The organism is Williamsia sp. z34 (assembly GCF_059553395.1).
Genome location: NZ_JCANWW010000010.1, coordinates 41,198 through 65,505 on the forward strand (window position 1 = coordinate 41,198; position 24,308 = coordinate 65,505).

A 24,308-nucleotide genomic window follows, 5' to 3' on the forward strand; every position below is an offset into this window, starting at 1 on the left:
ACATCATCGAGCCCGAACCCGTGACAAGCAGCACCCGTTGGCGCATCCTCGGTGGTAACCCCTGATGGGAGGCCGCGATGGGCGATCCGGACAGCAACGATCCGTTACGCAACCAGCTGCATGCGATGTGGAATTCGGTGGCCGGTGGTTGGGCCGCGCACGTCGACTACATCGAAGAGCGCGGGGCCGAGGTCACCGAGGCGATGCTCGACGGGCTCGCCCTGATCCCCGGAGATCGTGTCCTGGAACTGGCCTGCGGTACCGGTGCCGGTGGAATCGGCGCGGCGCGGCGCGTCGGTGCGGCCGGAATGGTGACGATGTCGGATGTGGCGCCGGACATGGTCGAGGTGGCCACCGACCGGGTGAAGCAACTCGGGTTCTCCAACATCGCCACGGCGGTACTGGACATCGAGCAGATCGAGATGCCGGCAGATGCCTTTGATGCGGTCCTCTGCCGCGAGGGTCTGATGTTCGCGGTGGATCCCGGGCGGGGTCTCACCGAGATTCACCGGGTGCTCAAACCCGGTGGCCGGGTGGCGATTGCCGTGTGGGCCGAGCGGGAACGTAATCCGTGGCTCGGCGTGATGTTCGACGGGGTGACCGCGGAGCTGGGTTTCGAGGTCCCGCCACCGGGTGTGCCCGGACCGTTCTCCCTCTCGGACAGCTCCACCCTCACGGGCCTGATCGATGCCGCCGGGTTTGTCGATGTGGCGGTCCGGGACATCGACAATCCCTGTGTTGCAGAAGATTTCGATCAATGGTGGGATCGGGTATCGGTGATGGCGGGCCCGCTTGCCGCGATCATCAAGAACCTCGCACCCGAGGTCCGGGACTCGCTCCGCGGTCGGTTGCAGAAATCTGTTGCCGAGTATCGAACCGCTACCGGTGTCGAACTGCCCGGCGCGGCACTGGTCGCCACCGGCCGACGGCCCTGACGGGGCCCGTCGGTCAGCGTTTGACCTGTTCTTGATGTAGTTCCGTTGCGCCGCAGACGGATCCGTCTTTGTTGTCGTCAGCCTCGGCTCGCAGGATTGCGCGTTGTACCGGCTTGGCCGCCTCGTAGCGGGTGCGGCCGGCGTCGGTCAGTTCGGTGAACACCGAACGGCGGTCGTTGGCGCACATCGATCGCTCGACCAGGCCGTCCTTTTCGAGACCGGACACCAGTCGCGACAAAGCGCTTTGACTCAGATGTACCTGCCCGGACAGCTCGCTCATGCGCATCTTGTGGTCGGTGGCATCGGCGAGCAGTTCGAGCACCTCGAACTCGCTGCTGGAGATCTGTTGGCAAGCTTGCAGTTCCCGGTCGAGGTCGCACTGGAGTTTGTGGTAGCGCACGGACAGGATGTGCCAGGCCCGGGCCAGCTCGTCGTCGCTTCGATGCGGGTGTGACATGGGACGCATCATAGCACATGCAGACACATTAAATGCACACAGATTTAATGTAGACGAATAAGATGCAACTGCATATAGTTCCACGCATGACTGTGGAACTGAAACGGAAGACCGCGCCCGGGCGGCCGATCGATTCCGGGCGGCCGCCCGATCACGTGACCTCCGCCGGTGGGTGGAGTAAGAAGACCTGGATACTGCTGGTGGTCCTGGCCGGGGCGCTGTTCCTGGACGGGCTCGACATCTCGATGGTGGGCGTTGCGCTGCCGTCCATGGGTGCTGACCTGGACATGGATCAGTCGCAACTGCAATGGATCGTCAGTGGCTATGTGCTGGGATACGGCGGCCTGCTCCTGCTGGGTGGTCGTGCCAGTGACCTGCTCGGCAGGCGCAGGGTGTTCCTGACGGCCCTGGCGGTGTTCGGGGTCGCGTCGGTGATCAGCGCCGCGACCGAGATCGACAACCTGATCATCGCCCTGAGGTTCGTCAAGGGTGTGGCGGCAGCGTTCACGGTTCCGGCCGGACTGTCGATCATCACGACCACCTTTGCCGAGGGCCCGGCCCGGAACAAGGCGCTGTCGATCTACACCGTGTGCGGTGCGAGCGGCTTCTCGCTCGGTCTGGTCTTCGGCGGACTGCTCACCGAACTGTCGTGGCGGGCAACGCTGATCTTCCCGGGGCCGGTGGCGCTGCTGCTCCTGGTCGTCGGCGCGCGGGTGGTCCCGAGGTCGGCCCGGGCACCCTTTCGCTGGGCCCACTTCGACGTGGTCGGCGCGATCACGTCCACCGCCGCATTGCTCAGCCTGGTCTACGCGGTGGTCCGGGCTCCCGAAGTCGGCTGGTCGGCTCCGTCGACCATCGCGCTGTTCGCGGTTGCCGCGCTGCTCGCTCTCGCGTTCGTCGGAGTCGAGATACGCCATCGCCACCCGTTGTTGCGGTTGGGGATCCTGCGGTCGATGTCGCTTGTCCACGCCAACTTCTCGGCGGCCGCCATGTTCGGCGGGTACGTCGCTTTCCAATTCGTGGTCACCCTCTATCTGCAGGATTCGCTGGGCTGGTCACCGATGGAGATGGCCCTGGGGTTCTTGCCCGCCGGTGTGCTGGTCGTGGCAAGTGCGGTGTTCATGGACCGGGTGCTGGACCGGGTCGACACCAAACTCTTGATCTCGGGTGGGTTTGTCGCCTTCATGACCGGATACCTCTGGTTCCTGCAAGTGGAGCCGGGCATGAGTTACGTGATCTTCCTGCTGCCGACGGTGTTGTTCCTCGGCGTGGGTTTTGCGGTCACCTTCCCGTCGGTGAACTCCCAGGCCACCGCCGGTGTCGCCGATGAGGAGCAGGGACTCGCGTCGGGTCTGGTCAACACCAGCATCCAGATCGGCGGCGCCCTGATGATGGCCGTGGTGACCGCGATCCTGGGTAGTTCCGAGCCCGCAGAGGCGGGCGAACTCATCGGTGGGATGGTCCCGGCCATCACGGTGATCGCCGCACTGACGACGGTCGCGTTGGTGACAACCGTCGTTGTGATCGTCGCCCAGCGACGACGGATGTCGGCCGCAGCTCGAGACACTTGCACCCTCGGACCTTGAGTGCTGGCACTCGCATGTATAGAGTGCTAGTCGGCACCCAGTGAGGTCCCGGCACCCGCGACGACGGGACCGATCCAGGCGCCGAATACGTGTAACACACAGCTACGGGTCCACCTCGGGCCCGAACTACCCCGAAAGTGGAGGGCTCACATCGTGGCGAGCGTGAACATCAAGCCGCTTGAGGACAAGATCCTCGTCCAGGCCAATGAGGCCGAAACGACGACTGCGTCCGGCCTGGTCATTCCGGAAACGGCGAAAGAAAAGCCGCAGGAAGGCACCGTTGTCGCCGTTGGCGAAGGACGCGTGAACGAACAGGGCAACCGGATCCCGGTCGACGTCAAAGAAGGCGACACCGTCATCTACAGCAAGTACGGCGGCACCGAGATCAAGTACTCCGGCGAGGAATACCTGATCCTGTCCGCGCGTGACGTGCTGGCAGTCATCTCCAAGTAATTCCAAGGTCTCGAGCGATCGAACCTGAATTGGATCACCGCCCCGGCGTCCCCCTGCGGGGTTGCCGGGGCGGTTCTGTTCTTGCGATCACCCCACTCACTTTCTAGGAGCCACAACACCCATGCCCAAGCAGATCGAATACAACGACGAGGCCCGGCGCTCGCTCGAACGCGGCGTCAATCAGCTCGCCGACGCGGTCAAGGTGACACTGGGACCCCGCGGTCGGCATGTGGTGCTGGCCAAGGCATTCGGCGGACCCAGCGTCACCAACGACGGCGTCACCATCGCCCGTGAGATCGACCTCGAAGATCCGTTCGAGAACCTCGGGGCACAGCTGGTCAAGTCGGTTGCGACCAAGACCAACGATGTCGCCGGTGACGGCACCACCACCGCAACCGTTCTCGCACAGGCCATCGTCAAGGCCGGCCTGCGCAACGTTGCCGCCGGCGCCAACCCGATCGAACTCGGAACCGGTATCAGCAAGGCGGCCGATGCGTTGTCCGAGGCCTTGATCGCCGCCGCGACCCCGGTCGAGGGTGCCGCAGCCATCGCCCAGGTCGCCACGGTCTCTTCGCGTGACGAAGAGGTCGGCGAGATGGTCGGCCGCGCGATGGAGCGCGTCGGTGTCGATGGTGTGGTCACCGTCGAGGAGAGCTCGGGCCTGATCACCGATCTGGAGGTCACCGAAGGCGTCCAGTTCGACAAGGGCTACCTGTCGCCGTACTTCGTCACCGACATCGACAGCCAGGAAGCCGTCCTCGAGGACGCACTGGTTCTGATCTACCGCGACAAGATCAGCTCCCTTCCCGACTTCCTGCCGTTGCTGGAGAAGATCGCCGAGTCCGGCAAGCCGGTCCTGATCCTCGCCGAGGACGTCGAGGGCGAACCGCTGTCGACCCTGGTCGTGAACTCGATCCGCAAGACCCTCCGCGCGGTTGCGGTCAAGGCACCGTTCTTCGGTGACCGCCGCAAGGCCTTCCTCGAGGACCTGGCGGTTGTCACCGACGGCACCGTGATCACCTCGGACATCGGCATCACCCTCGCCGACGCCGGCCTCGACCTGCTCGGCAGTGCCCGCCGGATTGTCGTCACCAAGGACTCGACGACCATCGTCGACGGTGCCGGCACCACCGAGGCCATCGCCAACCGGGCTGATCAGCTTCGTCGTGAGATCGAGGCCAGTGATTCGGACTGGGATCGGGAGAAGCTCGCCGAGCGGCTGGCCAAGCTGGCCGGCGGCATCGCCGTCATCCGGGTCGGCGCAGCCACCGAGACCGCACTCAAGGAGCGCAAGCACCGGGTCGAGGATGCGGTCGCCGCGGCCAAGGCCGCCGTCGAAGAGGGCATCGTCCCCGGCGGCGGGTCTGCCATCGTGCAGGCCTCCGCAGCTGTTCTCGACGATCTCGCCGCGAGCCTGACCGGCGATGAGGCACTTGGTGTCCGGGTGGTCCAGCAGGCTGCTTCGGCTCCGTTGTTCTGGATTGCCACCAATGCCGGTGCCGACGGCGCCGTGGTGGCCGCCAAGGTTGCCGAGCTGCCTCGCGGACACGGCTTCAACGCCGGCACCCTGACCTACGGCGACCTGCTCGCCGACGGTGTCGTGGATCCGGTGAAGGTGACCCGTTCGGCCATCGTCAACGCCGCATCCGTGGCGCGGATGGTGCTGACCACCGAGGGCACGGTCACCGAGAAGCCTGCCGATGAGCCCGCCGGCGACGGACACGGGCATCACGGACACGCTCACTGATTCGTGACTCGGGGGACGTTTCGGAGTCCCTGACAAAACAAACGGTGCCCCGGCGAGATTTCGCCGGGGCACCGTTTGTTTGTCATCGGTTCAGTCGAATCTTGTTGTGGCTGAAAAATCAGATCGGTGCCAATTGTCTTCACACTGATTTGAAGTATCCGACATCAAGAATTCGAGTGGGGAGTCGCTCGGGGGTCGATGGTGCGTGGTTCAGCTCGCGATGCGCCGGCCGACGCCGCGCTTCATCAAGATCCCACGCTCGGACTCCGACAAACCGCCCCAGATGCCGTACGGCTCCGCCACGGCCAGTGCATGTTCACGGCAGTGTGCAACCACCGGGCACTGGTGGCAGAGTTCTTTCGCCCGACGCTCACGTTGGGCCCGGGCGCGACCACGCTCGCCGTCGGGATGGAAGAACATGGATGAGTCGATTCCGCGGCACAAGCCCTTCATCTGCCAATCCCAGATGTCGGCGTTGGGTCCTGGGAGGTGGTTTGGTTGAGGCATCTGCGTGCTCCTCTTTGACGTGCCTTAGCGGCTTAATTGTGAGCTATTTGAAACCGATTCGACGTTTTTCCTCGTCGTCTTGCACACCGTATGCAAATGGGTGAAATGGAGTCAATAGCCCGATAAATGGGGCTATGGCGGAGAAAAGTTAGACCGGTGTTAACCATTCGTTTATTGACTGAGAGTCAGTCACCATGTCGATGAGGTGTGGCCGGGGAAGTGGTTTGGCGGCCATCGTCGCAGTTCACGGCCCTGGATCGGATGCCGGTGAGGATGTGGCGGTTTGAAAGCCGTTCGTTACGACGGCGCGCCGGTACTGTGCCGATTAACATATCGGAAACAATCTCGCCATCTCCCGTTGACGAACCCTCGGCGTTTCGGCTGATGCAGGTACGTTAAATCTGCGCTAATTCGAAGTTCGCCGAGTCCTGGAGAGCGATGCAGATCACATTACCCGCTATTGCGTTCGGCGGCAGCGCGAGCGTGCAAGAGATTCCACCGGCGGATGGGGCATGGTCACGATGGTTGCGGGCAGTCGCTCTCGGCGGTCAGGGGTTCTATGCCGCTGCGGCAGTGGAGTTGCGGCGCATCGAGGTCGGTGGCGGTTCTGCGGTGGTCCGGTCGCTGGCCGCGAGTACGAGGGCCGCTCATCTGCGGCAGGGTGGGCGGCACCATCGCGCCGCAGATCACGACGGCCTGGCTCTTCATATTGTCGGCCCGGCAGATCTGGGTGATGCCCGATCGTCGACAGCGGTCTGTGATGCGCTGACCGGGCTGGCGGCCGATGACCTCGGACGAGGCATGTTCTCGGCCGCGGACCGTCTTCTCGGACGCGTGGAACAGATACTCGGCGATCGCGACATGGTGCCCGGTGGTGACGATGAAGACTGGATCTGGGGCCCGCGGCCGGAATTGCGGTGGCGCTGGGTACGGGCTGAGCTGGCGATGTACACCGCGGACCCGGTCTCGGCGTCCGAGCACGCTGCGGCAGCTGAGGAGATCGCACTCGCGGGTCCGTCGTTACGTCATAAGATCAAGACCGATTTGATCTGCGCGGCCGCTGCGGCATCGGGCGGGGATATGGGGGTCGCCGGCGATCGCGCCTTGCGGGTGGCCGACGCGGCAGCGGTGGCCCGGCAACCACCGCTGGAATGGGCCGCGGCAAAATTGCTGGAGGGTATCGGGGCGGGGGAGCACTGGGCGGGACGATCCGAGCGACTGGGCTCTCTGCTCGCCGAACGGGGTGGGGAGATGGGTCGACGTCACCGGCGCGATGCCGACGGCTGACTAAGCTGGCAATTCATATGGATCAAGCAGACGGGGGCGACCTCCGGGGTATATGAACGGGGGGCGACCCCCGGGCGACTGTCCGGGGGTGATTTCCTCGGATCAGCGGGGGAATCGTTCCCGGTGGTCCGCGGGGGGTTCGTCCTCGCGTGGACACGGACATTCGGCGAAAGTAACGCGGAGACTTCAACGAGCGATGATTTTTACAGGTGACGAGTTGGACCGGGCGGTCACTGCGGCGACGCAGGGCGATCGGTCAGCTCTCTCCGACGTTTTAGAGAGTGTCCGTCCCATGGTTGTGCGTTATTGCAGGGCCCGGGTCGGAGGCGGTGAGCGGCATTCGCTCTCTGCCGACGACGTTGCGCAGGAGGTCTGTATGGCCGTCATGACCGCGTTGCCCAGGTATCAGGACCAGGGCAGGCCGTTCATGGCGTTTGTGTACGGCATCGCCGCGCACAAAGTCGCGGATGCGCACCGGGCAGCCGGCCGGAACAAGTCCGAACCGGTCGACGAGTTGCCCGAACAGATGGCCACCGACGGTGGCCCGGAACAACAGGCCCTCGATTCCGATGCCGGTCGGCGGATGAACGCGCTGCTGACCACACTCCCGGAGAAGCAGCGGGAGGTCCTGGTACTGCGAGTGGTGGTCGGGCTGTCTGCGGAAGAGACGGCCGCCGCCATCGGCAGTACCGCGGGCGCGGTGCGGGTGGCCCAGCACCGGGCGCTCGCAAAATTGAAGAAAGAGATCTTGAAAGGTGGTGAGGGTAGTGTCCAAAAAGCGTGATCGTCGGGTCGGTGGTGTCAACAAGGGACCCGCAGACATGCCCTCGCGGGATGATGCAGTGCTGGACGAAGACTCGATCCCGGTCGATCTCGGTGCTGTCCGCGCCGACGACGAGTTCATCGAGGCGCTGCAGTCGAAGCCGATCGTCCCGACCCGAACCCAGGTCGACTACGAGCTGGCCGGACTCCTCTCCACCTGGCGCGACGACGTGCTGGCCCAGCCGATCGGGCACAGACCCACGCTCGAAGACGTCGAGGCCGGCATCGCCGCGGCCGCACGACGCCATGACTCCCACCGACGTTCCTTCCGTATCGTCCGTTACGCCGGCGGTGCGGCGGCCGCCTTCGCCCTGATCTTCGGTGGCATGAGCGCAGTTGCGCACAACGCCGCACCCGGTGACCCGTTGTGGGGCGTCAAAGAGGTCATGTTCGGCGCCGACGCGTCGTCCACACTGGCCATGGCGGATGTCGAGGCAAAGATCGAGCACGCCGCCGAAGCATTCGTGGCCGGCGACAAGGTGGCCGCGAAGAAGTACCTCGACTCCGCGGAGTCTCTGCTCCATGACGTGCGTGATGCCGGTGACCGAGCGTCCCTGGAACGCAAGATCGACAAGATGCGCGGCCTGTTGGGTGAGCCCGCCTCGAACTCGTCGACCTCGCGGGCAGAATCGGGATCAACCGACTCCAGTTCGTTGCAGGTGCCGTTGACGGTCCTGCCCATCACGCCGACGGAAACGGTGACGGTGCCGCAGGAGACGGTGACGGTCACACCGTCGGAGACCGTTCCGACCGAACCGCCGCCGTCGTCGTCGGAGACGGAACCACCGCCCACGATTGTCAGTGAACCGCAGAGTTCAGAGCCCCCGCCGCCGGTGAGTACTCCCAGCAGCGAGGTGCCGGTGGTTCCTCCCGGCTCATGACGACCGAAAACTGCTGGTGATCAGTTGATCACCAGCAGTTGGGTTCGGTCCGTTCCGCGCGTTTCAGTCGGCGCGCGGGGGAGTCAGTCGTCTTCGCGGACGTGCATCATCGCGTCGGCGTATCCACGGCAGTAGTCCCAGGTCACATACGCCTCCGGTGACGGATCGACGGCCGGTTCGTGCGGTCGCACGGTTCCCTCGACGAGGAGCTGCAACAGATTCGCTCGAAGCATGTCCCAGTCGTGGTAGTGGTCGAGCTGGCAGTCGTCGCAGATCACCACCAGGCCGCGGACACCGCGACGGTTGAGTAGTGCCTCATAGACGGCGAGGTCGGCAAGGTCTTCCTCGATCGCCATCCGCTCACCTGCGTCCAGGGGTTCTCCGGGAGGGGCCGCATCAAGGGCTGCCGATGGGTCCCCTCGGGGATCGTCGGCAAAAGGATCCGGTGGCAGGCCCGGTGGCAAATGGTCTCGCACCTTGACCACGGTAGTCAGCCGCACCCCACCAGCGCCACTCTGCGGCCGGGGTGGCGGAAAGTTTCCGTTGCGCGGATGACATCGCGACGGCGATATCGCGGTGTGATGGGCCGCTCTGCTGCCGTGGCAGGGGTTGCACTTTCGAGCAGATAGGATAGGGGCATTCAAATGACTGTGCTGTCCCACGACGATGGCCCGACCGGAATGAGCGTGCCCGGAATGAACAATCAGATAGCCGGCCCAGCCCACGTGTGGACCGGTGGTGACGATCCGAACAAGGTGGCCATGCTCGGCCTCACCTTCGACGACGTTCTGCTGCTTCCAGCTGCCTCTGATGTCATTCCGAGTGACGTCGACACGTCGACGCAACTGACCAGGGAGATCACCCTGCGGGTTCCGCTGGTGAGCTCGGCGATGGACACCGTGACCGAGTCGCGCATGGCGATCGCGATGGCCCGTGCCGGTGGCATGGGCGTCCTGCACCGCAACTTGTCGATCGACGCGCAGGCAGGTCAGGTCGAGACCGTCAAACGGTCCGAGGCCGGCATGGTGACCAATCCGGTCACCTGCAGTCCCACCGCCACGCTGGCGGAGGTCGACGCGATGTGTGCCCGGTACCGGATCTCCGGTCTGCCGGTCACCGACGAGGCCGGCGAACTGGTCGGCATCATCACCAACCGGGACATGCGGTTCGAGGTCGACCAGAATCGCCCGGTCGCCGAGGTCATGACCAAGGCGCCGTTGATCACCGCGCAGGAAGGCGTCTCTGCAGAGGCTGCGCTCGGACTCCTGCGGCGGCACAAGATCGAGAAGCTGCCCATCGTCGACGGCCATGGACGGCTCACCGGTCTGATCACCGTCAAAGACTTCGTCAAGACCGATCAGCACCCCCTCGCCACCAAGGACGCCGACGGCCGCCTGCTCGTCGGAGCCGCAGTTGGTACCGGTGGCGATCAGTGGACCCGCGCGATGGCCTTGGCCGACGCCGGTGTCGATGTGATCATCGTGGACACCGCCCATGCCCACAATCGCCTGGTGCTGGAGATGGTCAGCAAGCTCAAGGCCGAGATCGGTTCCCGCGTCCAGATCGTCGGCGGCAACGTAGCCACCCGCGCCGCGGCTCAGGCGCTCGTGGATGCCGGCGCCGACGCCGTCAAGGTCGGTGTCGGACCCGGATCGATCTGCACCACCCGTGTCGTCGCCGGAGTCGGTGCCCCGCAGATCACCGCCGTCATGGAGGCCGTCGCGGTCTGCAAGCCGGCCGGGGTCCCGGTGATCGCCGACGGCGGTCTGCAGTTCTCGGGTGACATCGCCAAGGCGCTGGCCGCCGGCGCCTCCACCGCGATGCTGGGATCGCTGCTCGCGGGGACCGCAGAGTCCCCCGGCGAGCTGATCCTGGTCGGTGGCAAGCAGTTCAAGAGCTACCGGGGCATGGGTTCGCTGGGTGCGATGCAGGGCCGCGGTCAGGCCAAGTCGTACTCGAAGGACCGCTACTTCCAGGACGACGTGTTGTCGGAGGAGAAGCTGGTGCCCGAGGGCATCGAAGGACGGGTTCCGTTCCGCGGACCGTTGTCCCAGGTGATCCATCAACTCGGTGGCGGCCTGCGGGCGGCCATGGGTTACACCGGGTCCAGCTCGATCGCCGAGCTGCAGAATGCCCAGTTCGTGCAGATCACCGCGGCCGGCCTGAAAGAAAGCCATCCGCACGACATCACCATGACCGTCGAGGCACCCAACTACACTTCCCGATGAAAACCCGGTCGGCGATGAGCCGGCCATCCGGGGAGCGGTCAAATCAGCTGGTCGGCATCACGACTGTGTGATGCGCAGCGGCAACGAAAGGCACAACACGTGCGCGATCATGTGGACATCGGCATGGGCAGAACTGCCCGTCGGACATTCGAACTCGGTGACATCAACATAGTTCCGTCCCGCCGGACCCGTTCGTCCAAGGAAGTGTCGACCGCCTGGCAGCTCGATGCATACCGTTTCGACACGCCGATCCTGAGTCATCCGACGGACGCACTGGTGTCGCCGCAGGCGGCCATCGAGCTCGGCCGTCTCGGCGGACTCGGTGTGCTCAACGGTGAAGGCCTGTGGGCGCGGCATCGCGACGTCGAAGACAAGATCGCGCAGGTTGTGGAGATCGCGGAGAACGAGATCGATCCGTCGGCCGCGGTGCGCAAGCTGCAGGAACTGCATGCCGCCCCGATCGATCGTGACCTGCTGGGCGCGGCGGTCAAGACGATCCGCGACGCCGGTGTGACCACCGCGGTTCGGGTCAGTCCACAGAATGCTGCCGAGTTGACCCCGGTGCTGGTGGCGGCCGGTGTCGAGTTGCTGGTCATCCACGGCACGATCATCTCTGCAGAGCATGTCTCACAAGAGGATTCGGCGCCCCTGAACCTCAAGACGTTCATCGCCGAGCTCGATGTCCCGGTGATCGCCGGCGGTGTGCACGACCACCGCACCGCGCTGCACCTGATGCGGACCGGTGCGGCCGCGGTCATCGTCGGGTACGGATCGACGATGGGCTCGACCACCACCAGTGAAGTGCTGGGCATGGGTGTGCCGATGGCGACGGCGATCGCCGACGCCGCGGCCGCACGACGCGAGTATCTCGACGAAACGGGCGGACGCTACGTCCACGTCATCGCCGACGGCGACATCAACACCTCGGGTGAGCTCGCGAAGGCGATTGCCTGTGGCGCCGACGCCGCGGTTCTGGGCAGTCCGCTGGCCGCGGCCGCCGAGGCGCCCGGTCGTGGGTACTACTGGCCGGCGGCGGCTGCGCATCCGTCGATGCCGCGTGGTGCGCTCCTGCCGGTTGCTTCGGACGAAGATCGTCCATCCCTGGAGACCGTCCTTCACGGTCCCACGGACGATCCGTTCGGTCATCTGAACATCGTTGGCGCACTTCGTCGTTCCATGGCGAAGTCCGGTTACTCGACTCTCAAGGAGTTCCAGAAGGTCGGGCTCTCGGTCTGCGACTGAGGGCCGGGTCCGGCCGCGGGGCGAGTCGCCGACCGGCGCTATGTGACAAGGTACGATGTCACGGTGTCTGTATCACGCGGTAACGGTTACTCGCAGCCCGAGAAGTCCGACGCCCGCGGCGACCTCGATTTCGATGTACTGATCATCGGCTCGGGGTTCGGCGGGAGCGTCAGTGCATTGCGGCTGGTCGAGAAGGGCTACAAGGTCGGCGTCGTCGAGGCCGGACGTCGTTTTTCCGACGAGCAGTTCGCCAAGACGAGCTGGCGACTCCACAAATGGCTGTGGGCCCCCAAGTTCGGCATGTTCGGTATCCAGCGGATCCACCTGCTCAAAGACGTGATGATCCTGGCCGGCGCCGGGGTCGGTGGCGGATCACTGAACTACGCGAACACGCTCTACAAGCCGCCATCGCCGTTCTTCGCCGATCCGCAGTGGGCGCACATCACCGATTGGGAGAGTGAACTCTCGCCCTATTACGAGCAGGCCCGTCGCATGCTCGGTGTGGTGACCACCCCGATCGAGACCCATGCCGACCGGGTGATGCGCAAGGTCGCCGAGGACATGGGGGTCGCCGACACGTTCGGTCCCACGCCCGTCGGTGTGTTCTTCGGTGAAAAGTCCGGTGGTACCGGGCTTCCCGGTGAAGACGTGGCAGATCCCTACTTCGGTGGAGTCGGTCCGGACCGGACCGTGTGCACCGAATGCGGTGCTTGTATGACCGGTTGCCGGGTGGGCGCGAAGAATACGTTGCTCAAGAACTATCTGGGTCTGGCCGAATCCCACGGCGCGACGATCATCGACCGCACCACGGTGACCGGCCTGCGGGAGCGGGCCGAGGGCGGGTGGACGGTCCAGATGAGTCGCTCGGCCGCGTGGGGCCGGCTGGGTGCGCGCCGCCGGACCCTGACCGCGGGTCAGGTCATCGTCGCCGCCGGTACGTTCAACACGCAGAAGATCATGCATCTGAACAAGAACAGCGGTGCGCTGCCGAACGTGTCGGACGCGCTCGGCCTGCTGACCCGGACCAACTCCGAGTCGATCCTGGGTGCGATGCGTCGCAAGTACGATCCGGCACAGGACTTCTCGGAGGGCATCGCGATCACCTCGTCCTTCCATCCGGCGCCGGACACACATATCGAGCCGGTGCGGTATGGCAAGGGCTCCAACGCGATTGCGCTGCTGCAGACCATGTTGACCGACGGGGAGCCGGGACGTTCGCGGCGTCTGAAGCTCATCGACAAGGTGCGTGAGGAAGGGCTGGGCAGCCTGATCCAGTTGTTCAAGTTGCGGCACTGGAGTCAGCGGACGGTCATCCTGCTGGTGATGCAGAACCGGAACAATTCGCTCACCACGTTCGTGCAGAAGTTCGGCCCGTGGCGTTTCGTGAACAGCAAGCAGGGCCACGGTGAACCCAATCCGACGTGGATCCCGGCCGGTAACGAGGCCACCGAACGTGCCGCGTCGCAGTTCGAGGACGGTCTGGCGGGCGGAACCTGGGGCGACGTGTTCAACATGCCACTGACCGCACACTATTTGGGTGGGTGTGTCATATCTGACAGTCCCGACAGTGGTGTGGTCGATCCGTATCACCGGGTGTGGAACTACCCGACACTGCACATCACCGACGGGGCGGCCATCTCGGCGAATCTGGGGGTGAACCCGTCGTTGTCGATCTGCGCACAGGCCGAGCGGGCGGTTGCGTTGTGGCCCAACAAGGGTGAGCCTGATATGCGGCCGGAGCAGGGGCAGCCCTATGCCCGGATCGCGCCCACCCGGCCCAACTCTCCGGTGGTTCCCGAGGGTGCTCCCGGAGCGTTGAGACTGCCACTGACGGTGGTGCCCAGGCCGGCGGCGGCCGGTGCATGAGTGTGTTCTCGCGCTCTTTGTGCTGCCGATCGTCTCCCCAGGGGCAGGTCACCCCATCGACGCGTTTAGACTGAACCGGTGGTAGACAGCGTAGATACAGGTGTGCAAGCAGCGGCTCCGCGACCGGTGCTGGTGGTCGATTTCGGCGCCCAGTACGCGCAGCTGATCGCTCGGCGGGTCCGTGAGGCCCGGATCTATTCAGAGGTGATCCCGCATACTGCGAGCCTCGATGAGATCAGGGCGAAAGAACCTGTGGCACTCATCCTTTCAGGCGGTCCCGCGTCGGTGTACGCCGAAGACGCGCCGGGGATCGACACCGGCCTGTTCGAACTCGGGATTCCCGTGCTCGGTATCTGCTACGGATACCAGGCGATGGCCAACGCGCTGGGCGGTGTGGTCGCCAACACCGGTGGGCGTGAGTTCGGCCGCACCACGATGAGCACGTCCGGAGGTGTCCTCCACGGGGGAACCCCGGATCAGCAGCCGGTCTGGATGAGTCACAACGACGCCGTTCAGGAGCCGCCGCCCGGATTCGTCGTCACCGCGTCGACACCCGGTGCGCCGGTTGCCGCCTTCGAATGTGTCGAGCGCCAGATGGCCGGTGTCCAGTACCACCCCGAGGTCATGCACACGCCGCACGGGCAGCACGTGCTCACCCGATTCCTGTACGAGGTCGCCGACCTGGAACCGACCTGGACCGCATCGAACATCGCCGACGCCCTGGTGGAGCAGGTCCGCAAGCAGATCGGCGACGGTCTGGCGATCTGCGGGCTGTCCGGTGGCGTCGACTCGGCCGTGGCCGCAGCACTGGTTCAGCGGGCTGTCGGTGACCGACTGACCTGTGTTTTCGTCGACCATGGGCTGTTGCGTGCCGGTGAGCGCGAGCAGGTCCAGCACGACTTCGTCGCCGCCACGGGCGCCCGGCTCGTCACGGTGGATGCCGAAGAGACCTTCCTCCGGGAACTCGCCGACGTCAGCGATCCCGAGACCAAGCGCAAGATCATCGGCCGGGAGTTCATCCGGTCGTTCGAGGGTGCGGTCAGTGATGTCCTCGGTGACCGTGCCGCGCAGGGTGACAAGGTCGAGTTCCTCGTGCAGGGGACGCTGTACCCGGACGTCGTCGAATCCGGCGGTGGCAGCGGTACCGCGAACATCAAGAGCCATCACAACGTCGGTGGACTGCCGGAAGACCTCGAGTTCAGTCTTGTCGAGCCGCTTCGCCTGCTGTTCAAGGACGAGGTCCGTGCGGTTGGCCGTGAGTTGGGTCTTCCCGAAGACATCGTTGCGCGCCAGCCCTTCCCGGGACCGGGACTGGCCATCCGCATCGTCGGTGCGGTCAACTCCGAGCGACTCGAGTTGCTCCGCAAGGCCGATCTGATCGCCCGTGAGGAACTGACCACAGCCGGTCTCGACAATCAGATCTGGCAGTGCCCGGTCGTGTTGCTCGCCGATGTCCGCAGCGTGGGCGTCCAGGGTGACGGCCGCACATACGGCCATCCGATCGTGTTGCGCCCGGTGTCGAGCGAAGACGCGATGACCGCCGACTGGACCCGTATCCCGTATGAGGTCCTCGAAATCATCTCGACTCGCATCACCAACGAGGTGCCCGAGGTGAATCGCGTGGTTCTCGACGTGACGAGCAAGCCGCCGGGCACCATCGAGTGGGAGTGATCGCCGAGTCCGGCCGCTGAACGGTTCGACCGTTCAGTCCACCGGTTCGGTGTCCTCGGTGTCGTGATGACGATTCTTGTCCGGGCATGCGCCGCTGAAGACCAGGGCGAGTCCGACGAAGACCGCGACGACCAGGGTGCTCCACAACGCGGTGCCCGAGTTGGTGATGTCCGGGCCGCCGAGGAGTCCCCAGGTCGCCAGCAGGAGGGCGCCGATACCGCTCAGGGCGAGTGTGGGAGAGAACTTATCCACGGGTGACCTCCACATGTCCCAGTGCTGCGCTCAGGTCGAGGGTCAGGACGGGCCCTTCGGTTCCGTCCTTGCCGCCGTCCAATCCGTCGGGGCACTTGACCTCACCGACGGCGACATCGCAGTTGGCCCGGACGTTCATGTCGTCCGGCGCGATGACCGTGAACTCCCCGGCCCCGACCTCGGCGGTCACGGTCTTGTCCTCGGTCAGTTCGATGTTCCGCAGATCAAGGGTGCCGTTGCCCATGGACAGGGAGTAGTTGTCGCGCAGGTCCGCGGTGGTCAGCGGCTTCCAGTCACGGTCACCGACCCCTCCGGACGGGAATTCGATGTCATTGATCAACGACGCGACCACGATGAAACCGGCGACCGGGATGGCGACGGTGATCAGCCCGAAGCCGCGTCGGCGGAATGCGCCGACCAACATCCCGGCGGCGAGCACCAGCAATCCCACCGACGCAACCTTGGCCGGGCTGAGCCAGTCCACGGTGCTGGAGATGCCGGCGGTCACGGCGGTCGCGATGATCGCGAGGCCGAGCACGATCGGGGTGTAACGCGAGGAGGGCTTCTGTTGGGGTTCCGGCGGGGCGGGTTCGGGCAGATCCCAGGCAAATGGCGCAACTCCCAACGGATCCCAGGACGGTGGTGACGACGGTGGAACATCGATGGCCGCGTTGTCGCCCACCGCGGCGGTGGTGTCATCGGGGGTGGTCGGTGGTTCGTCCTTGAGCCAGGCTCGCGGGGTCCAGCGCTGGAACTGGTCTGCCGGATCCGTGGCGCTGTTCGTGCCGGCACCGCTGTGCCACCACGAGCCGGGGGCAGTGACTGGTTGACCGTCGGGCCGTGCACCACCGGATCCTTGTCCGAGGGTGTCGGCGCTGGTCCCCGGCTGCGGGACCGGTGTCCGCTGATAGAGGAGCCACCAGCCCAGCAGCATGAGTGCCGTACCGGCCAGACCGCCGCCGCTCCACGCCAGATTGGGTTGCAGGACAAGGACAACGATCACCAGGACCACGATCGCGGCGACGGTGGGTGGATGTGATGAGGTGTGGCCCAGACCGTGCCACCGTCGCCCATGCTGCTGGGCGTTCGGTGGTGTGGTCGCCGAACCCTCGGGCAGGAGGATCCACGCGGCGATGTAGAGAACCAGTCCCGAACCGCCGAACAGGGCTGCGACGATGAACGCGACCTTGACCAGGGTCGGATCGACCTTGTAGCGGGCACCGATGCCGGCGCACACGCCGCCGATCGTGGAACCGGTGGTTGCCCGGGCTGGCCGGGTCTGCCACATCTTCAGAACCTGCTGTTGCAGGTCGTCGGTGCTCGGAGTGCTGGTACTCATGCTCCTATTCTGCGGAGACCGAGCTCGGCGCACCATCGGGATTCACCCTGATTTGCACCCTGTCCCGACATCTGGGGAATGTCCCCGATGTGGCCGGCGGCCCGGACATGTCAGTATCGACTGATGTCCACCGTTGTCCCACGCGTCCGCCGCCGTGACGGAGGCCGTGTCATCGGTGGAGTCGCCGGGGGCGTGGCCGATCATCTCGGCGTCGACGCATTTCGGGTGCGCGTGGTGTTCGTGGTGCTCAGTGCGCTGGCCGGCGCCGGGATCTGCGCCTACGGGCTGCTCTGGTTCATGTGTCCGCCGGGTACCGACACCGTGCCACCCACCAAGGCCGAACGCAGACAAGGGATCGGGCTGGCGATCGTCGGCGTCGTCGCGGTGGTGCTGGTCGGGTTCGTCGCTTCCGGTACCCCGGCACAGTTCCTGATCCCGCTGGTGGTCGTTGCCATCGGCGCATCACTGGTCTGGCGGGAACTCGACTCGAGCTGGCGGCCACGGTCGGCCTCGGCGCGGGCGCTCACCTGGACCCGGATCGCCGGTGGCGCAACGCTGGTGGTGATCGGACTGGTGGTGGTCGTGCTGGCCAGCAACAACATGATCGGCGGCTGGAGCACCATCGTGCTGGCGGTGGCGGCCACGGTGATGGGCGTGATGCTGCTGACCATCCCGCTGTGGTTGCGGATGGCGCGCATGCTCGGAATGGAACGGGCCGCCCGGATTCGCAACATCGAGCGTGAGGAAATCGCAGCGCACCTACATGATTCGGTTCTGCAGACGCTGGCGCTGATCCAGAAGCGTTCGGCCCATGCCGACGAGGTGCAGCGACTGGCCCGCAGCCAGGAGCGAGAACTGCGCAGCTATCTGTTCGGAGAGGTTGACAGACACGGTGATTCGCTGACCGCGGCCATCAAGTCCGTTGTCGCCGAGGTGGAGGACCACTACGGGGTGGAGGTCGAGGTGGTGACCGTCGGCGACGTCACCGCAGAAGATCCGGAATGGAGTACCGACACCCGTCGCTGGGCCGCGTTGATCGCCGCCACCCGGGAGGCCGTGGTGAACGCGGCCAAGCATTCCGGCCAACGATCGGTGGATGTCTACGCGGAGGTCGACGCCGGGCAGATCGTCGTCTACGTCCGTGACCGTGGGGTGGGTTTTGATCCCGGACAGGTGCCCGAAGATCGTCGCGGAGTGTCGGGTTCGATCAAGGGCCGGGTGATCCGGCACGGCGGTAGCGTTGACATCAAGTCGGCGCCGGGCAAAGGCGTCGACGTCCGGATGGCGATGCCGCGTGCCGAGCGCGGCGGTGAGCCGCCGGCGGACAACAGCGGTGAGCCGCCGGTGGACAACAGCGGTGAGCCGCCGGTGGACAACAGCGGCGAGACGCCGGGGGACAACAGCGGCGAGACGCCGGGGGATGGAGATCAGCAGTGATGACCGGGCAACGCGGACCGTACCGCGTGTTCTTGGTGGACGATCACGGCGTCTTCCGTTCGGGGGTCCGGGCCGAACTCGCCTCGGAGGTCGATGTCCAGGTGGTCGGTGAGGCGGGGTCGGTGCCGGATGCCATTGCCGGGATCCTGCAATCGACACCGGACGTGGTGTTGCTCGACGTCCACATGCCGGCCGGTGGGGGGATCGCGGTCCTGCGGGGTGTTGCCGACGCCGCCCCGAACAATCCACCGGTGTTCTTGGCGCTCAGCGTTTCTGACGCCGCAGAAGATGTGATCGCCACCATCCGTGCCGGTGCCCGCGGCTATGTCACCAAGACCATCGACGGTGCGGAGTTGGCCGAGTCGGTGCGGCGGGTGGCCGACGGTGATGCGGTGTTCAGCCCACGTCTGGCCGGGTTTGTGCTCGATTCGTTCACCGGTCGTTCGCCGGTACCGGAACCACAACTCGATCCCGAACTCGATTCGCTGACGCCCCGGGAGATGGAGGTGCTGCGGCTACTGGCCCGCGGCTTCACCTATCGCGAGATCGCCGAGGACCTGGTGATCTCGATCAAGACCGTGGAGACGCATGCCTCGAATGTGCTGCGCAAGACCCAGCAGTCCAACCGCAACGCCCTCACCCGCTGGGCCGTGAACCGGCACATCCACTGACGGCAGGGCTCTGGTCAGCGCACCAGGGCGATGATGGTGAGCGCGATGGCGGCGAGCAGTACGAACACCAGGAACACCGCAGCGGCGAGTCCGAGATGGCGCTGGGGTGGTTGTGGATTGGGTGGTTGCGCAGCGGCCCAGGACACCGGATAGGCCGACCCGGAGATCTGCGGGGCCTGCCCCGCATCGGGGCCGGCGGACGGCGGTGTTCGTTCCGGTGCGGGCCGGGGGTGCGGCCGTGGCGGGGGAAAGGTCTGCGGAGCGGGCCCCGGCACACCGGTGACCGCGGGGAGCCCGGATTCGGTGGTGGTGGGTATCCGGCGGGTCGCGGGGCGATGGGCGGTGGCGGATCTGCGCTCGAGCGGTGTGGTCAGGATCGAGGTGGTGTTGCTGTTCTCGCCGGCGGCGATCTGGGCGAGTCGGTCGCGGACCTGGACCATGGTCGGGCGCCGCGCCGGGCTGGGTTCGAGCATTGCCAGCAGGGCACCTTCGAGGGCGCCGGATCGTTTCGGCGGGATGATCTCTCCGCGGGCGACCCGGTGTAGCAACACGAGCGAGTTCTCGTCGACGCCGAAGGGAGGTTGCCCCTCGACGGACGTGTAGAGAGTGGATCCCAGGGAATAGACGTCGGAGGCCTCGCTGGGATTCTCGCCCCGGGCCACCTCCGGGGCGAAGTACGCCGGAGTTCCGGTGACCACCCCGGTCTGGGTGAGCGCGACATCGTCTTTGGATCGGGAGATCCCGAAGTCGGTGAGTTTGACCAGGCCGGCGTTGCGCCCTTCGGCGATCAGGATGTTGCCGGGCTTGATATCGCGGTGCAGGATGCCCGCGGCGTGCGCCTCGACCATGGCGTCGGCGATCTGGGCGCCGATCTGGGCCACCTGGTCGACGGGCAGGGTGCCGGACTGGTGCAGGATCTCGGCCACGCTGCGCGAGGGGAGATATTCCATCACCAGCCACGGCTCGCCGGAGTCGACGGCGACGTCGTGCATGGCGATGGCGTTGCGGTGGCTCAGGCGGGCGGCGATCCGGCCCTCTCGCATCGCCCGTTGCCGCATCTCGGCTGCCGAGTCCTCGGTCATCCCGGCGACGGAGAGCACCTGTTTGACGGCGACCTGGCGGTCGAGGAGGGTGTCGTGCGCCAGCCAGACCGCGCCCATGCCGCCGCCGCCGATCCTCGAACGCAGGCGGTAGCGCCCGGCGACGAGGTAGTCGGGGCCGGGAACGCGATAAGAGGGAGCGCTCACGGGATCACCTTAGTGGACGCGCGGCGGGTGCGGTGCGGTGTCACTCTGCCCACGACTCACCGCGGCATTTCGGGGCCGACTCGCCGTACATGTTGACGCTTGTCGGAGGGCTGACCTACGCTCGTGGATATCGAAAACATGTTCGATTTGTCATATTGGTTCTGACGGTGGCTCACCTTCCCTGTGCCGCTTCCTCACCGAGGTGAGGAGTGATGTGGAGGTGTGATGCGGGCGATGGAAACGGGACCAGAGATGGCACCGGGCATGGCAACGGACGCGGTACCGAGTAGGGCGCAGAAGCTGGAGATGTTGCGGCAGACCCTGGCTGCTGCCACTACTCGTTCGCGGCCGGAATCCGTTGTGCCGCAGAGACAGATGGCCGCCGTGCGGACGGTGGACGAAAAGTACTCTGAGCGGGATCGCCTGCCGGTGCCGCCGGCGTTCGAACGGGTGTTGCCGCCGTCTGGGCTGGCTCGGGGCACGGTGTTGGCGCTGGAAGGAGCGCGATCGCCGTTGCTGTCGTTGATAGCCCAGGTGAGTGCTGATGGGGGCCATGTCGCCGTGATCGGGCAGCCGCAGTTGGGGTTGTTGGCGGCGGTGGAGATGGGTGCGGATCTGTCTCGGATCGCGGTCATCCCGGATCCGGGTCCGGATCCGGTGGAGATCGCCGCGGTGCTGCTCGACGGGCTCGACCTGGTGGTGGTCGGACTCGGCGGGCTCAGTGTGCCGCCGTCCCGGAGTCGGGTGGTGATGGCGCGGGCTCGCAGCAAGGGCGCGGTCTTGGTCGTCACCGACGGCGAGTGGGCGGGGGCGCATGTGAAAGTGCAGTCCCGGGTGTGTGATTACCGGCATCAGCCGTCCGGGTTCGCCCAACCCGGGCTTCGGCGCGGGCACGGTCGGCTCGGTGGGGTCTCACTGATGGTGCGTTCGCGGGGCCGGGGGTTCGCCGGTGCCACCACCCGGCTGGATGTGATGCACCGTGACAACCGTGTTCAGCTGGTGGATTCTCTCGCCGATGTCGGTGTTGTGTCGGATGATGCTGTGGCACAGGGCGGTTTCGAATCCGGACAACTCAAGGTGCGCTGTAGATGAGTGGACGGAGCTTTGGGGTCTGGTGCCCGGATTGGCCGGCGGTGGCTGCGGCGGCCGACGTCGACATCTCGCCGGAGCGACCGGTGGCGGTGTTGCAGACGGGGCGGGTTGTCGCCTGTTCGGCGTCGGCGCGTGGCGCCGGGGTGCGCCGGGAGATGCGCAAGCGCGATGCGCAGGCCCGGTGTCCGCAGTTGGTGATCGCCGATGCGGATGAGGGGCGAGATGCCCGCTTGTTCGAGCCGGTGGTGGCGGCGGTGGCCGAGTTGATCCCGGTGGTCGAGGTGTTGCGGCCGGGTCTGCTGGTGTTGCCCGCCCGCGGTGTGGCCCGCTATTTCGGGAGTGAGGAGATCGCCGCCGAGAAGCTGACGGATGTGGTGTCGGCCTGCGGTGTCGAGTCGCAGGTCGGGGTGGCCGACGAGCTGTTCACCGCGATCATCGCCGCCCGTCGTGGGTTGGTGATCCCACCCGGGCAGGGTGCCGAGTTCCTGGCGCCGCTGCGTATCTCGGAGCTGGCCGTGGAGCCGAGTATGTGCGCCGATGATCGGGTCGCGCTTGTTGATCTGTTGTGGCGGATGGGTTTACGCACCATCGGCGACTTTGCGGCGTTGTCGGCGACCGATGTGGCAACCCGGTTCGCGGCCGATGCGATCTACGCCCACCGCACCGCGCGGGCCCTACCCCAACGTCCCGCCTCGGGTCAGGCGCCGCCACCGGACCTGGTGGTCGAGCACCAGTGCGATCCGCCGATCGACCGGGTGGATGCGGCCGCCTTCGTCGGGCGCCGGCTCTCTGCCCAGCTCCACGATCTGTTGGCGGCGGCGTCGGTGGCGTGTACCCGGCTGACCGTCCAGGCGGTCACCGACAGTGGCCGCGAGTATTCGCGTACCTGGCGATGTGCGCAGCCGTTGACACCGGATGCCACGGCCGACCGGATCCGCTGGCAGGTGGAGGGATGGCTCTCCGGGCGCAGTGCCGCCGACCGCCCGGATGGACCGGTGGTGTTGATCCGGCTGGATCCGGTGGAGGTGATCGGCGCGGGGGCAATGCAATTGGGATTCACCGGTGGTGGGCTGACCGGGGGCGACGGCGAGGTGGCAGAGCGGGTGCGCCGGGCCCTGGTCCGGGTGCAGGGTCTGCTCGGTGGTGAACGGGTCAAGGTTCCGGTGCGCAGTGGTGGTCGGGGCCCGGGGCAACAGATCACCCTGGTGCCACTGGGTGATGAATTGGTGGCGGCATCGGATCCGTCGGCGCCGTGGCCGGGTCGGCTGCCGGGGCCCTCTCCGGCGATCCTGCCGATGGCACCGGTGCGAGTGCTGGATGCAGAAGACCGATCCGTCGAGGTCACCGCCCGCGGCAGTTTCAGTGCCGAGCCCGCCAGCCTGTGCTGGGGCCGCCGGACCTGGTCGCTGAGCTGGTGGGCCGGGCCGTGGGCTGTCGACGAACGCTGGTGGTCCGCCGCCGAGGACGGATCGCATGCCGGGTCATATGCGAGAGCTCAAGTGTTACTGGAAGATTCACGGGCATTGCTGCTGCTTTATCAACAGGGCAAGTGGGTGGTGGAAGGGGTCTACGAGTAATGGAACGATACGGCCCACACCGGATGGGCCGCTGCGGCGTGGCACATAGGCCGCCGTCGCCTCGATCCGTCGGTGGAACCGGACACGCCCGGCTGTGCACCGGAAGCTACTGTCTCCCAAGCATTACTCGCCGGATCGCTGCACTGTGTCCTAGAGCGGGATGGGTAGCACCGCGTGGAGGCCCGTGGACGTTCTCAAGTAACGCACGTGTTCTCAGTGTTCGACCGAAACTACGCGTAAGGATCTGACAAATAGACTGGCTAGATTTCGTGGCAGAGATGCCCCAGAGTTTGGCGTGGCCGGTCGTCGTTGTCGCGGGCGGGCTGGTATTCCGTAAGCGCATAAATGAAGTCGCGAGTCGGTTTAAGGGTCTCCTAGATGATCGAGTTGAACAGGCTTCGATAGGTAAGGATGGTTTGTCGATACGACGAAAGGTGGAGGAGAACCTGCAGCTGGCCGAGGAGGAGTTTCCTCCTGTCGATTCGGTCGAGGGGGTAGCGGTCCCCTTCAGCTCGTCGCCCTTCTTGGACCAGATCGAAGAGCTGGCTGCGATCAACCCAGCCGCAGCCATCGCCGTCGGCGGTGCTCGCCTAGAAACCGTTCTTGTAGAGGTGCTAGCCGGCGTCAGCGATTCAGAGTCGGTTCAAAGAAGGGGATTGGGGGCGCTGTTGAGAGAGTGCGGTCGCAAGAACTTGCTGGCACCGAATGAAATAAATGCTGGCCAACTTCTCGTAGCGGTCAGAAACGAAGCGGTGCATCGCAACATCGCCACAGTTGATCAAGCGCGCGAGTTTGGCGAACTTGCGCTGCGCTTAGCTGCTGCGGCGCGGCTCGGTGCCGGGCAGGTCTCAAACGAAGGAGAGCTGCTATAGGAGCTGCGGGCACCGAGGATATTGATGCGAAACTTGGAGCCTCGGGCGTAGGCGTTCTTGGATGGTGGTTCGAATGAACACCTGGATCGGTACTCGGTGGTTGGTGTCGGCACGCGGGGATGTCCAAGCAGACGGCTCC

22 protein-coding genes are annotated in these 24,308 nt (G+C 65.7%); 16 read left to right on the forward strand and 6 right to left on the reverse strand.

The features are described from left to right. Window positions 1-77: 77 nt before the first annotated feature. Entirely contained in the window at window positions 78-935 is an 858-nt protein-coding gene (locus AC51GT_RS21450) for a class I SAM-dependent methyltransferase (RefSeq protein WP_496326125.1), read from the forward strand. A gap of 13 nt (window positions 936-948) precedes the next feature. Here AC51GT_RS21450 and AC51GT_RS21455 read toward each other — a convergent pair whose 3' ends face one another. Further along, window positions 949-1,392 (reverse strand): MarR family winged helix-turn-helix transcriptional regulator, encoded by a 444-nt coding sequence (locus tag AC51GT_RS21455; RefSeq protein ID WP_496330099.1) that lies wholly within the window; start codon window positions 1,390-1,392, stop codon window positions 949-951. A gap of 86 nt (window positions 1,393-1,478) precedes the next feature. Here AC51GT_RS21455 and AC51GT_RS21460 point away from each other — a divergent pair, with 86 nt between their 5' ends. The 3 genes from AC51GT_RS21460 to groL all read left to right on the forward strand — a co-directional run bounded on the left by AC51GT_RS21460 (window position 1,479) and on the right by groL (window position 5,178). Further along, a complete protein-coding gene (locus AC51GT_RS21460) occupies window positions 1,479-2,978 on the forward strand; it encodes an MFS transporter (protein WP_496330100.1) in 1,500 nt (499 codons plus the stop codon). Window positions 2,979-3,131: 153 nt separating this feature from the next. After that, the gene (groES, locus tag AC51GT_RS21465; RefSeq protein WP_482138334.1) at window positions 3,132-3,431 is read left to right on the forward strand and encodes a co-chaperone GroES; all 300 of its coding nucleotides are present in this window, start codon (window positions 3,132-3,134) and stop codon (window positions 3,429-3,431) included. Window positions 3,432-3,552: 121 nt separating this feature from the next. Beyond that, window positions 3,553-5,178 (forward strand): chaperonin GroEL, encoded by a 1,626-nt coding sequence (gene groL, locus AC51GT_RS21470; protein ID WP_496326122.1) that lies wholly within the window; start codon window positions 3,553-3,555, stop codon window positions 5,176-5,178. A 210-nt stretch (window positions 5,179-5,388) separates the two neighbouring features. Here groL and AC51GT_RS21475 read toward each other — a convergent pair whose 3' ends face one another. Next, window positions 5,389-5,685 carry a WhiB family transcriptional regulator gene (locus AC51GT_RS21475; protein WP_331884365.1) on the reverse strand — a complete coding sequence of 99 codons (297 nt, stop codon included), beginning with the start codon at window positions 5,683-5,685 and terminating at the stop codon, window positions 5,389-5,391. Window positions 5,686-6,123: 438 nt separating this feature from the next. Between AC51GT_RS21475 and AC51GT_RS21480 the strand changes: the two genes are divergently transcribed. The 3 genes from AC51GT_RS21480 to AC51GT_RS21490 all read left to right on the forward strand — a co-directional run bounded on the left by AC51GT_RS21480 (window position 6,124) and on the right by AC51GT_RS21490 (window position 8,675). Continuing rightward, window positions 6,124-6,972 (forward strand): hypothetical protein, encoded by an 849-nt coding sequence (locus AC51GT_RS21480; protein WP_496330101.1) that lies wholly within the window; start codon window positions 6,124-6,126, stop codon window positions 6,970-6,972. 196 nt (window positions 6,973-7,168) lie between these two features. Next, a complete protein-coding gene (locus AC51GT_RS21485; protein WP_496326120.1) occupies window positions 7,169-7,756 on the forward strand; it encodes a sigma-70 family RNA polymerase sigma factor in 588 nt (195 codons plus the stop codon). Beyond that, window positions 7,740-8,675 carry an anti-sigma-D factor RsdA gene (locus AC51GT_RS21490; protein ID WP_496330102.1) on the forward strand — a complete coding sequence of 312 codons (936 nt, stop codon included), beginning with the start codon at window positions 7,740-7,742 and terminating at the stop codon, window positions 8,673-8,675. The genes AC51GT_RS21485 and AC51GT_RS21490 overlap by 17 nt, the downstream gene beginning before the upstream one ends. Before the next feature lie 83 nt (window positions 8,676-8,758). Here AC51GT_RS21490 and AC51GT_RS21495 read toward each other — a convergent pair whose 3' ends face one another. After that, the gene (locus AC51GT_RS21495; RefSeq protein ID WP_482138344.1) at window positions 8,759-9,151 is read right to left on the reverse strand and encodes a DUF5319 family protein; all 393 of its coding nucleotides are present in this window, start codon (window positions 9,149-9,151) and stop codon (window positions 8,759-8,761) included. A gap of 219 nt (window positions 9,152-9,370) precedes the next feature. On the opposite strand from AC51GT_RS21495, the gene guaB reads away from it, so the two are divergent. The 4 genes from guaB to guaA all read left to right on the forward strand — a co-directional run bounded on the left by guaB (window position 9,371) and on the right by guaA (window position 15,682). After that, window positions 9,371-10,903 (forward strand): IMP dehydrogenase, encoded by a 1,533-nt coding sequence (gene guaB / locus AC51GT_RS21500; protein WP_496326243.1) that lies wholly within the window; start codon window positions 9,371-9,373, stop codon window positions 10,901-10,903. A gap of 99 nt (window positions 10,904-11,002) precedes the next feature. Next, a complete protein-coding gene (locus tag AC51GT_RS21505) occupies window positions 11,003-12,145 on the forward strand; it encodes a GuaB3 family IMP dehydrogenase-related protein (protein WP_496326118.1) in 1,143 nt (380 codons plus the stop codon). Window positions 12,146-12,283: 138 nt separating this feature from the next. Next, window positions 12,284-14,011, forward strand: a complete 1,728-nt coding sequence (locus AC51GT_RS21510; RefSeq protein WP_496330173.1) for a GMC family oxidoreductase N-terminal domain-containing protein — start codon at window positions 12,284-12,286, stop codon at window positions 14,009-14,011. Window positions 14,012-14,089: 78 nt separating this feature from the next. Then, window positions 14,090-15,682 (forward strand): glutamine-hydrolyzing GMP synthase, encoded by a 1,593-nt coding sequence (gene guaA, locus AC51GT_RS21515; protein WP_496326117.1) that lies wholly within the window; start codon window positions 14,090-14,092, stop codon window positions 15,680-15,682. Window positions 15,683-15,715: 33 nt separating this feature from the next. Here guaA and AC51GT_RS21520 read toward each other — a convergent pair whose 3' ends face one another. Both AC51GT_RS21520 and AC51GT_RS21525 read right to left on the reverse strand, forming a co-directional pair. Beyond that, window positions 15,716-15,934, reverse strand: coding sequence for a hypothetical protein (locus AC51GT_RS21520; protein WP_496326116.1), 219 nt, complete (start codon window positions 15,932-15,934; stop codon window positions 15,716-15,718). Then, window positions 15,927-17,273 (reverse strand): PspC domain-containing protein, encoded by a 1,347-nt coding sequence (locus tag AC51GT_RS21525; protein ID WP_496330103.1) that lies wholly within the window; start codon window positions 17,271-17,273, stop codon window positions 15,927-15,929. Before AC51GT_RS21525 ends, AC51GT_RS21520 begins: the two co-directional genes overlap by 8 nt. Window positions 17,274-17,396: 123 nt before the next feature. Between AC51GT_RS21525 and AC51GT_RS21530 the strand changes: the two genes are divergently transcribed. Together AC51GT_RS21530 and AC51GT_RS21535 are read left to right on the forward strand one after the other, a co-directional pair. Continuing rightward, on the forward strand, window positions 17,397-18,710 hold the full coding sequence (locus AC51GT_RS21530) for an ATP-binding protein (protein WP_496330104.1): 1,314 nt from the start codon (window positions 17,397-17,399) through the stop codon (window positions 18,708-18,710). Next, on the forward strand, window positions 18,710-19,381 hold the full coding sequence (locus AC51GT_RS21535; protein ID WP_496326113.1) for a response regulator: 672 nt from the start codon (window positions 18,710-18,712) through the stop codon (window positions 19,379-19,381). The genes AC51GT_RS21530 and AC51GT_RS21535 overlap by 1 nt, the downstream gene beginning before the upstream one ends. Window positions 19,382-19,395: 14 nt before the next feature. On the opposite strand, the gene AC51GT_RS21540 is transcribed toward AC51GT_RS21535, so the two are convergent. Further along, complete coding sequence (locus tag AC51GT_RS21540; protein WP_496330105.1) at window positions 19,396-20,628, reverse strand: serine/threonine-protein kinase; 1,233 nt, start codon at window positions 20,626-20,628, stop codon at window positions 19,396-19,398. A gap of 234 nt (window positions 20,629-20,862) precedes the next feature. Between AC51GT_RS21540 and imuA' the strand changes: the two genes are divergently transcribed. From imuA' to AC51GT_RS21555, 3 genes are all read left to right on the forward strand, one after another. After that, window positions 20,863-21,720: a DnaE2-dependent mutagenesis accessory factor ImuA' gene (gene imuA' / locus AC51GT_RS21545; protein WP_496330106.1), complete on the forward strand. Its 858-nt coding sequence runs from the start codon at window positions 20,863-20,865 to the stop codon at window positions 21,718-21,720. Continuing rightward, window positions 21,717-23,297 carry a DNA polymerase Y family protein gene (locus tag AC51GT_RS21550; RefSeq protein ID WP_496330107.1) on the forward strand — a complete coding sequence of 527 codons (1,581 nt, stop codon included), beginning with the start codon at window positions 21,717-21,719 and terminating at the stop codon, window positions 23,295-23,297. The genes imuA' and AC51GT_RS21550 overlap by 4 nt, the downstream gene beginning before the upstream one ends. Before the next feature lie 269 nt (window positions 23,298-23,566). Then, window positions 23,567-24,169: a hypothetical protein gene (locus AC51GT_RS21555; protein WP_496330108.1), complete on the forward strand. Its 603-nt coding sequence runs from the start codon at window positions 23,567-23,569 to the stop codon at window positions 24,167-24,169. Window positions 24,170-24,308 lie beyond the last annotated feature (139 nt).

Coding starts and splice junctions, on each gene's coding strand:
- groL (WP_496326122.1), top strand. CDS start 3,553: ATGCCCAAGCAGATCGAATACAACGACGAGGCCCGGCGCTCGCTCGAA.
- imuA' (WP_496330106.1), top strand. CDS start 20,863: ATGGAAACGGGACCAGAGATGGCACCGGGCATGGCAACGGACGCGGTA.
- guaB (WP_496326243.1), top strand. CDS start 9,371: ATGAACAATCAGATAGCCGGCCCAGCCCACGTGTGGACCGGTGGTGAC.
- AC51GT_RS21530 (WP_496330104.1), top strand. CDS start 17,397: ATGTCCACCGTTGTCCCACGCGTCCGCCGCCGTGACGGAGGCCGTGTC.
- AC51GT_RS21525 (WP_496330103.1), bottom strand. CDS start 17,273: ATGAGTACCAGCACTCCGAGCACCGACGACCTGCAACAGCAGGTTCTG.
- AC51GT_RS21550 (WP_496330107.1), top strand. CDS start 21,717: ATGAGTGGACGGAGCTTTGGGGTCTGGTGCCCGGATTGGCCGGCGGTG.
- AC51GT_RS21460 (WP_496330100.1), top strand. CDS start 1,479: ATGACTGTGGAACTGAAACGGAAGACCGCGCCCGGGCGGCCGATCGAT.
- AC51GT_RS21485 (WP_496326120.1), top strand. CDS start 7,169: ATGATTTTTACAGGTGACGAGTTGGACCGGGCGGTCACTGCGGCGACG.
- AC51GT_RS21535 (WP_496326113.1), top strand. CDS start 18,710: ATGACCGGGCAACGCGGACCGTACCGCGTGTTCTTGGTGGACGATCAC.
- AC51GT_RS21450 (WP_496326125.1), top strand. CDS start 78: ATGGGCGATCCGGACAGCAACGATCCGTTACGCAACCAGCTGCATGCG.
- AC51GT_RS21480 (WP_496330101.1), top strand. CDS start 6,124: ATGCAGATCACATTACCCGCTATTGCGTTCGGCGGCAGCGCGAGCGTG.
- AC51GT_RS21455 (WP_496330099.1), bottom strand. CDS start 1,392: ATGTCACACCCGCATCGAAGCGACGACGAGCTGGCCCGGGCCTGGCAC.
- AC51GT_RS21475 (WP_331884365.1), bottom strand. CDS start 5,685: ATGCCTCAACCAAACCACCTCCCAGGACCCAACGCCGACATCTGGGAT.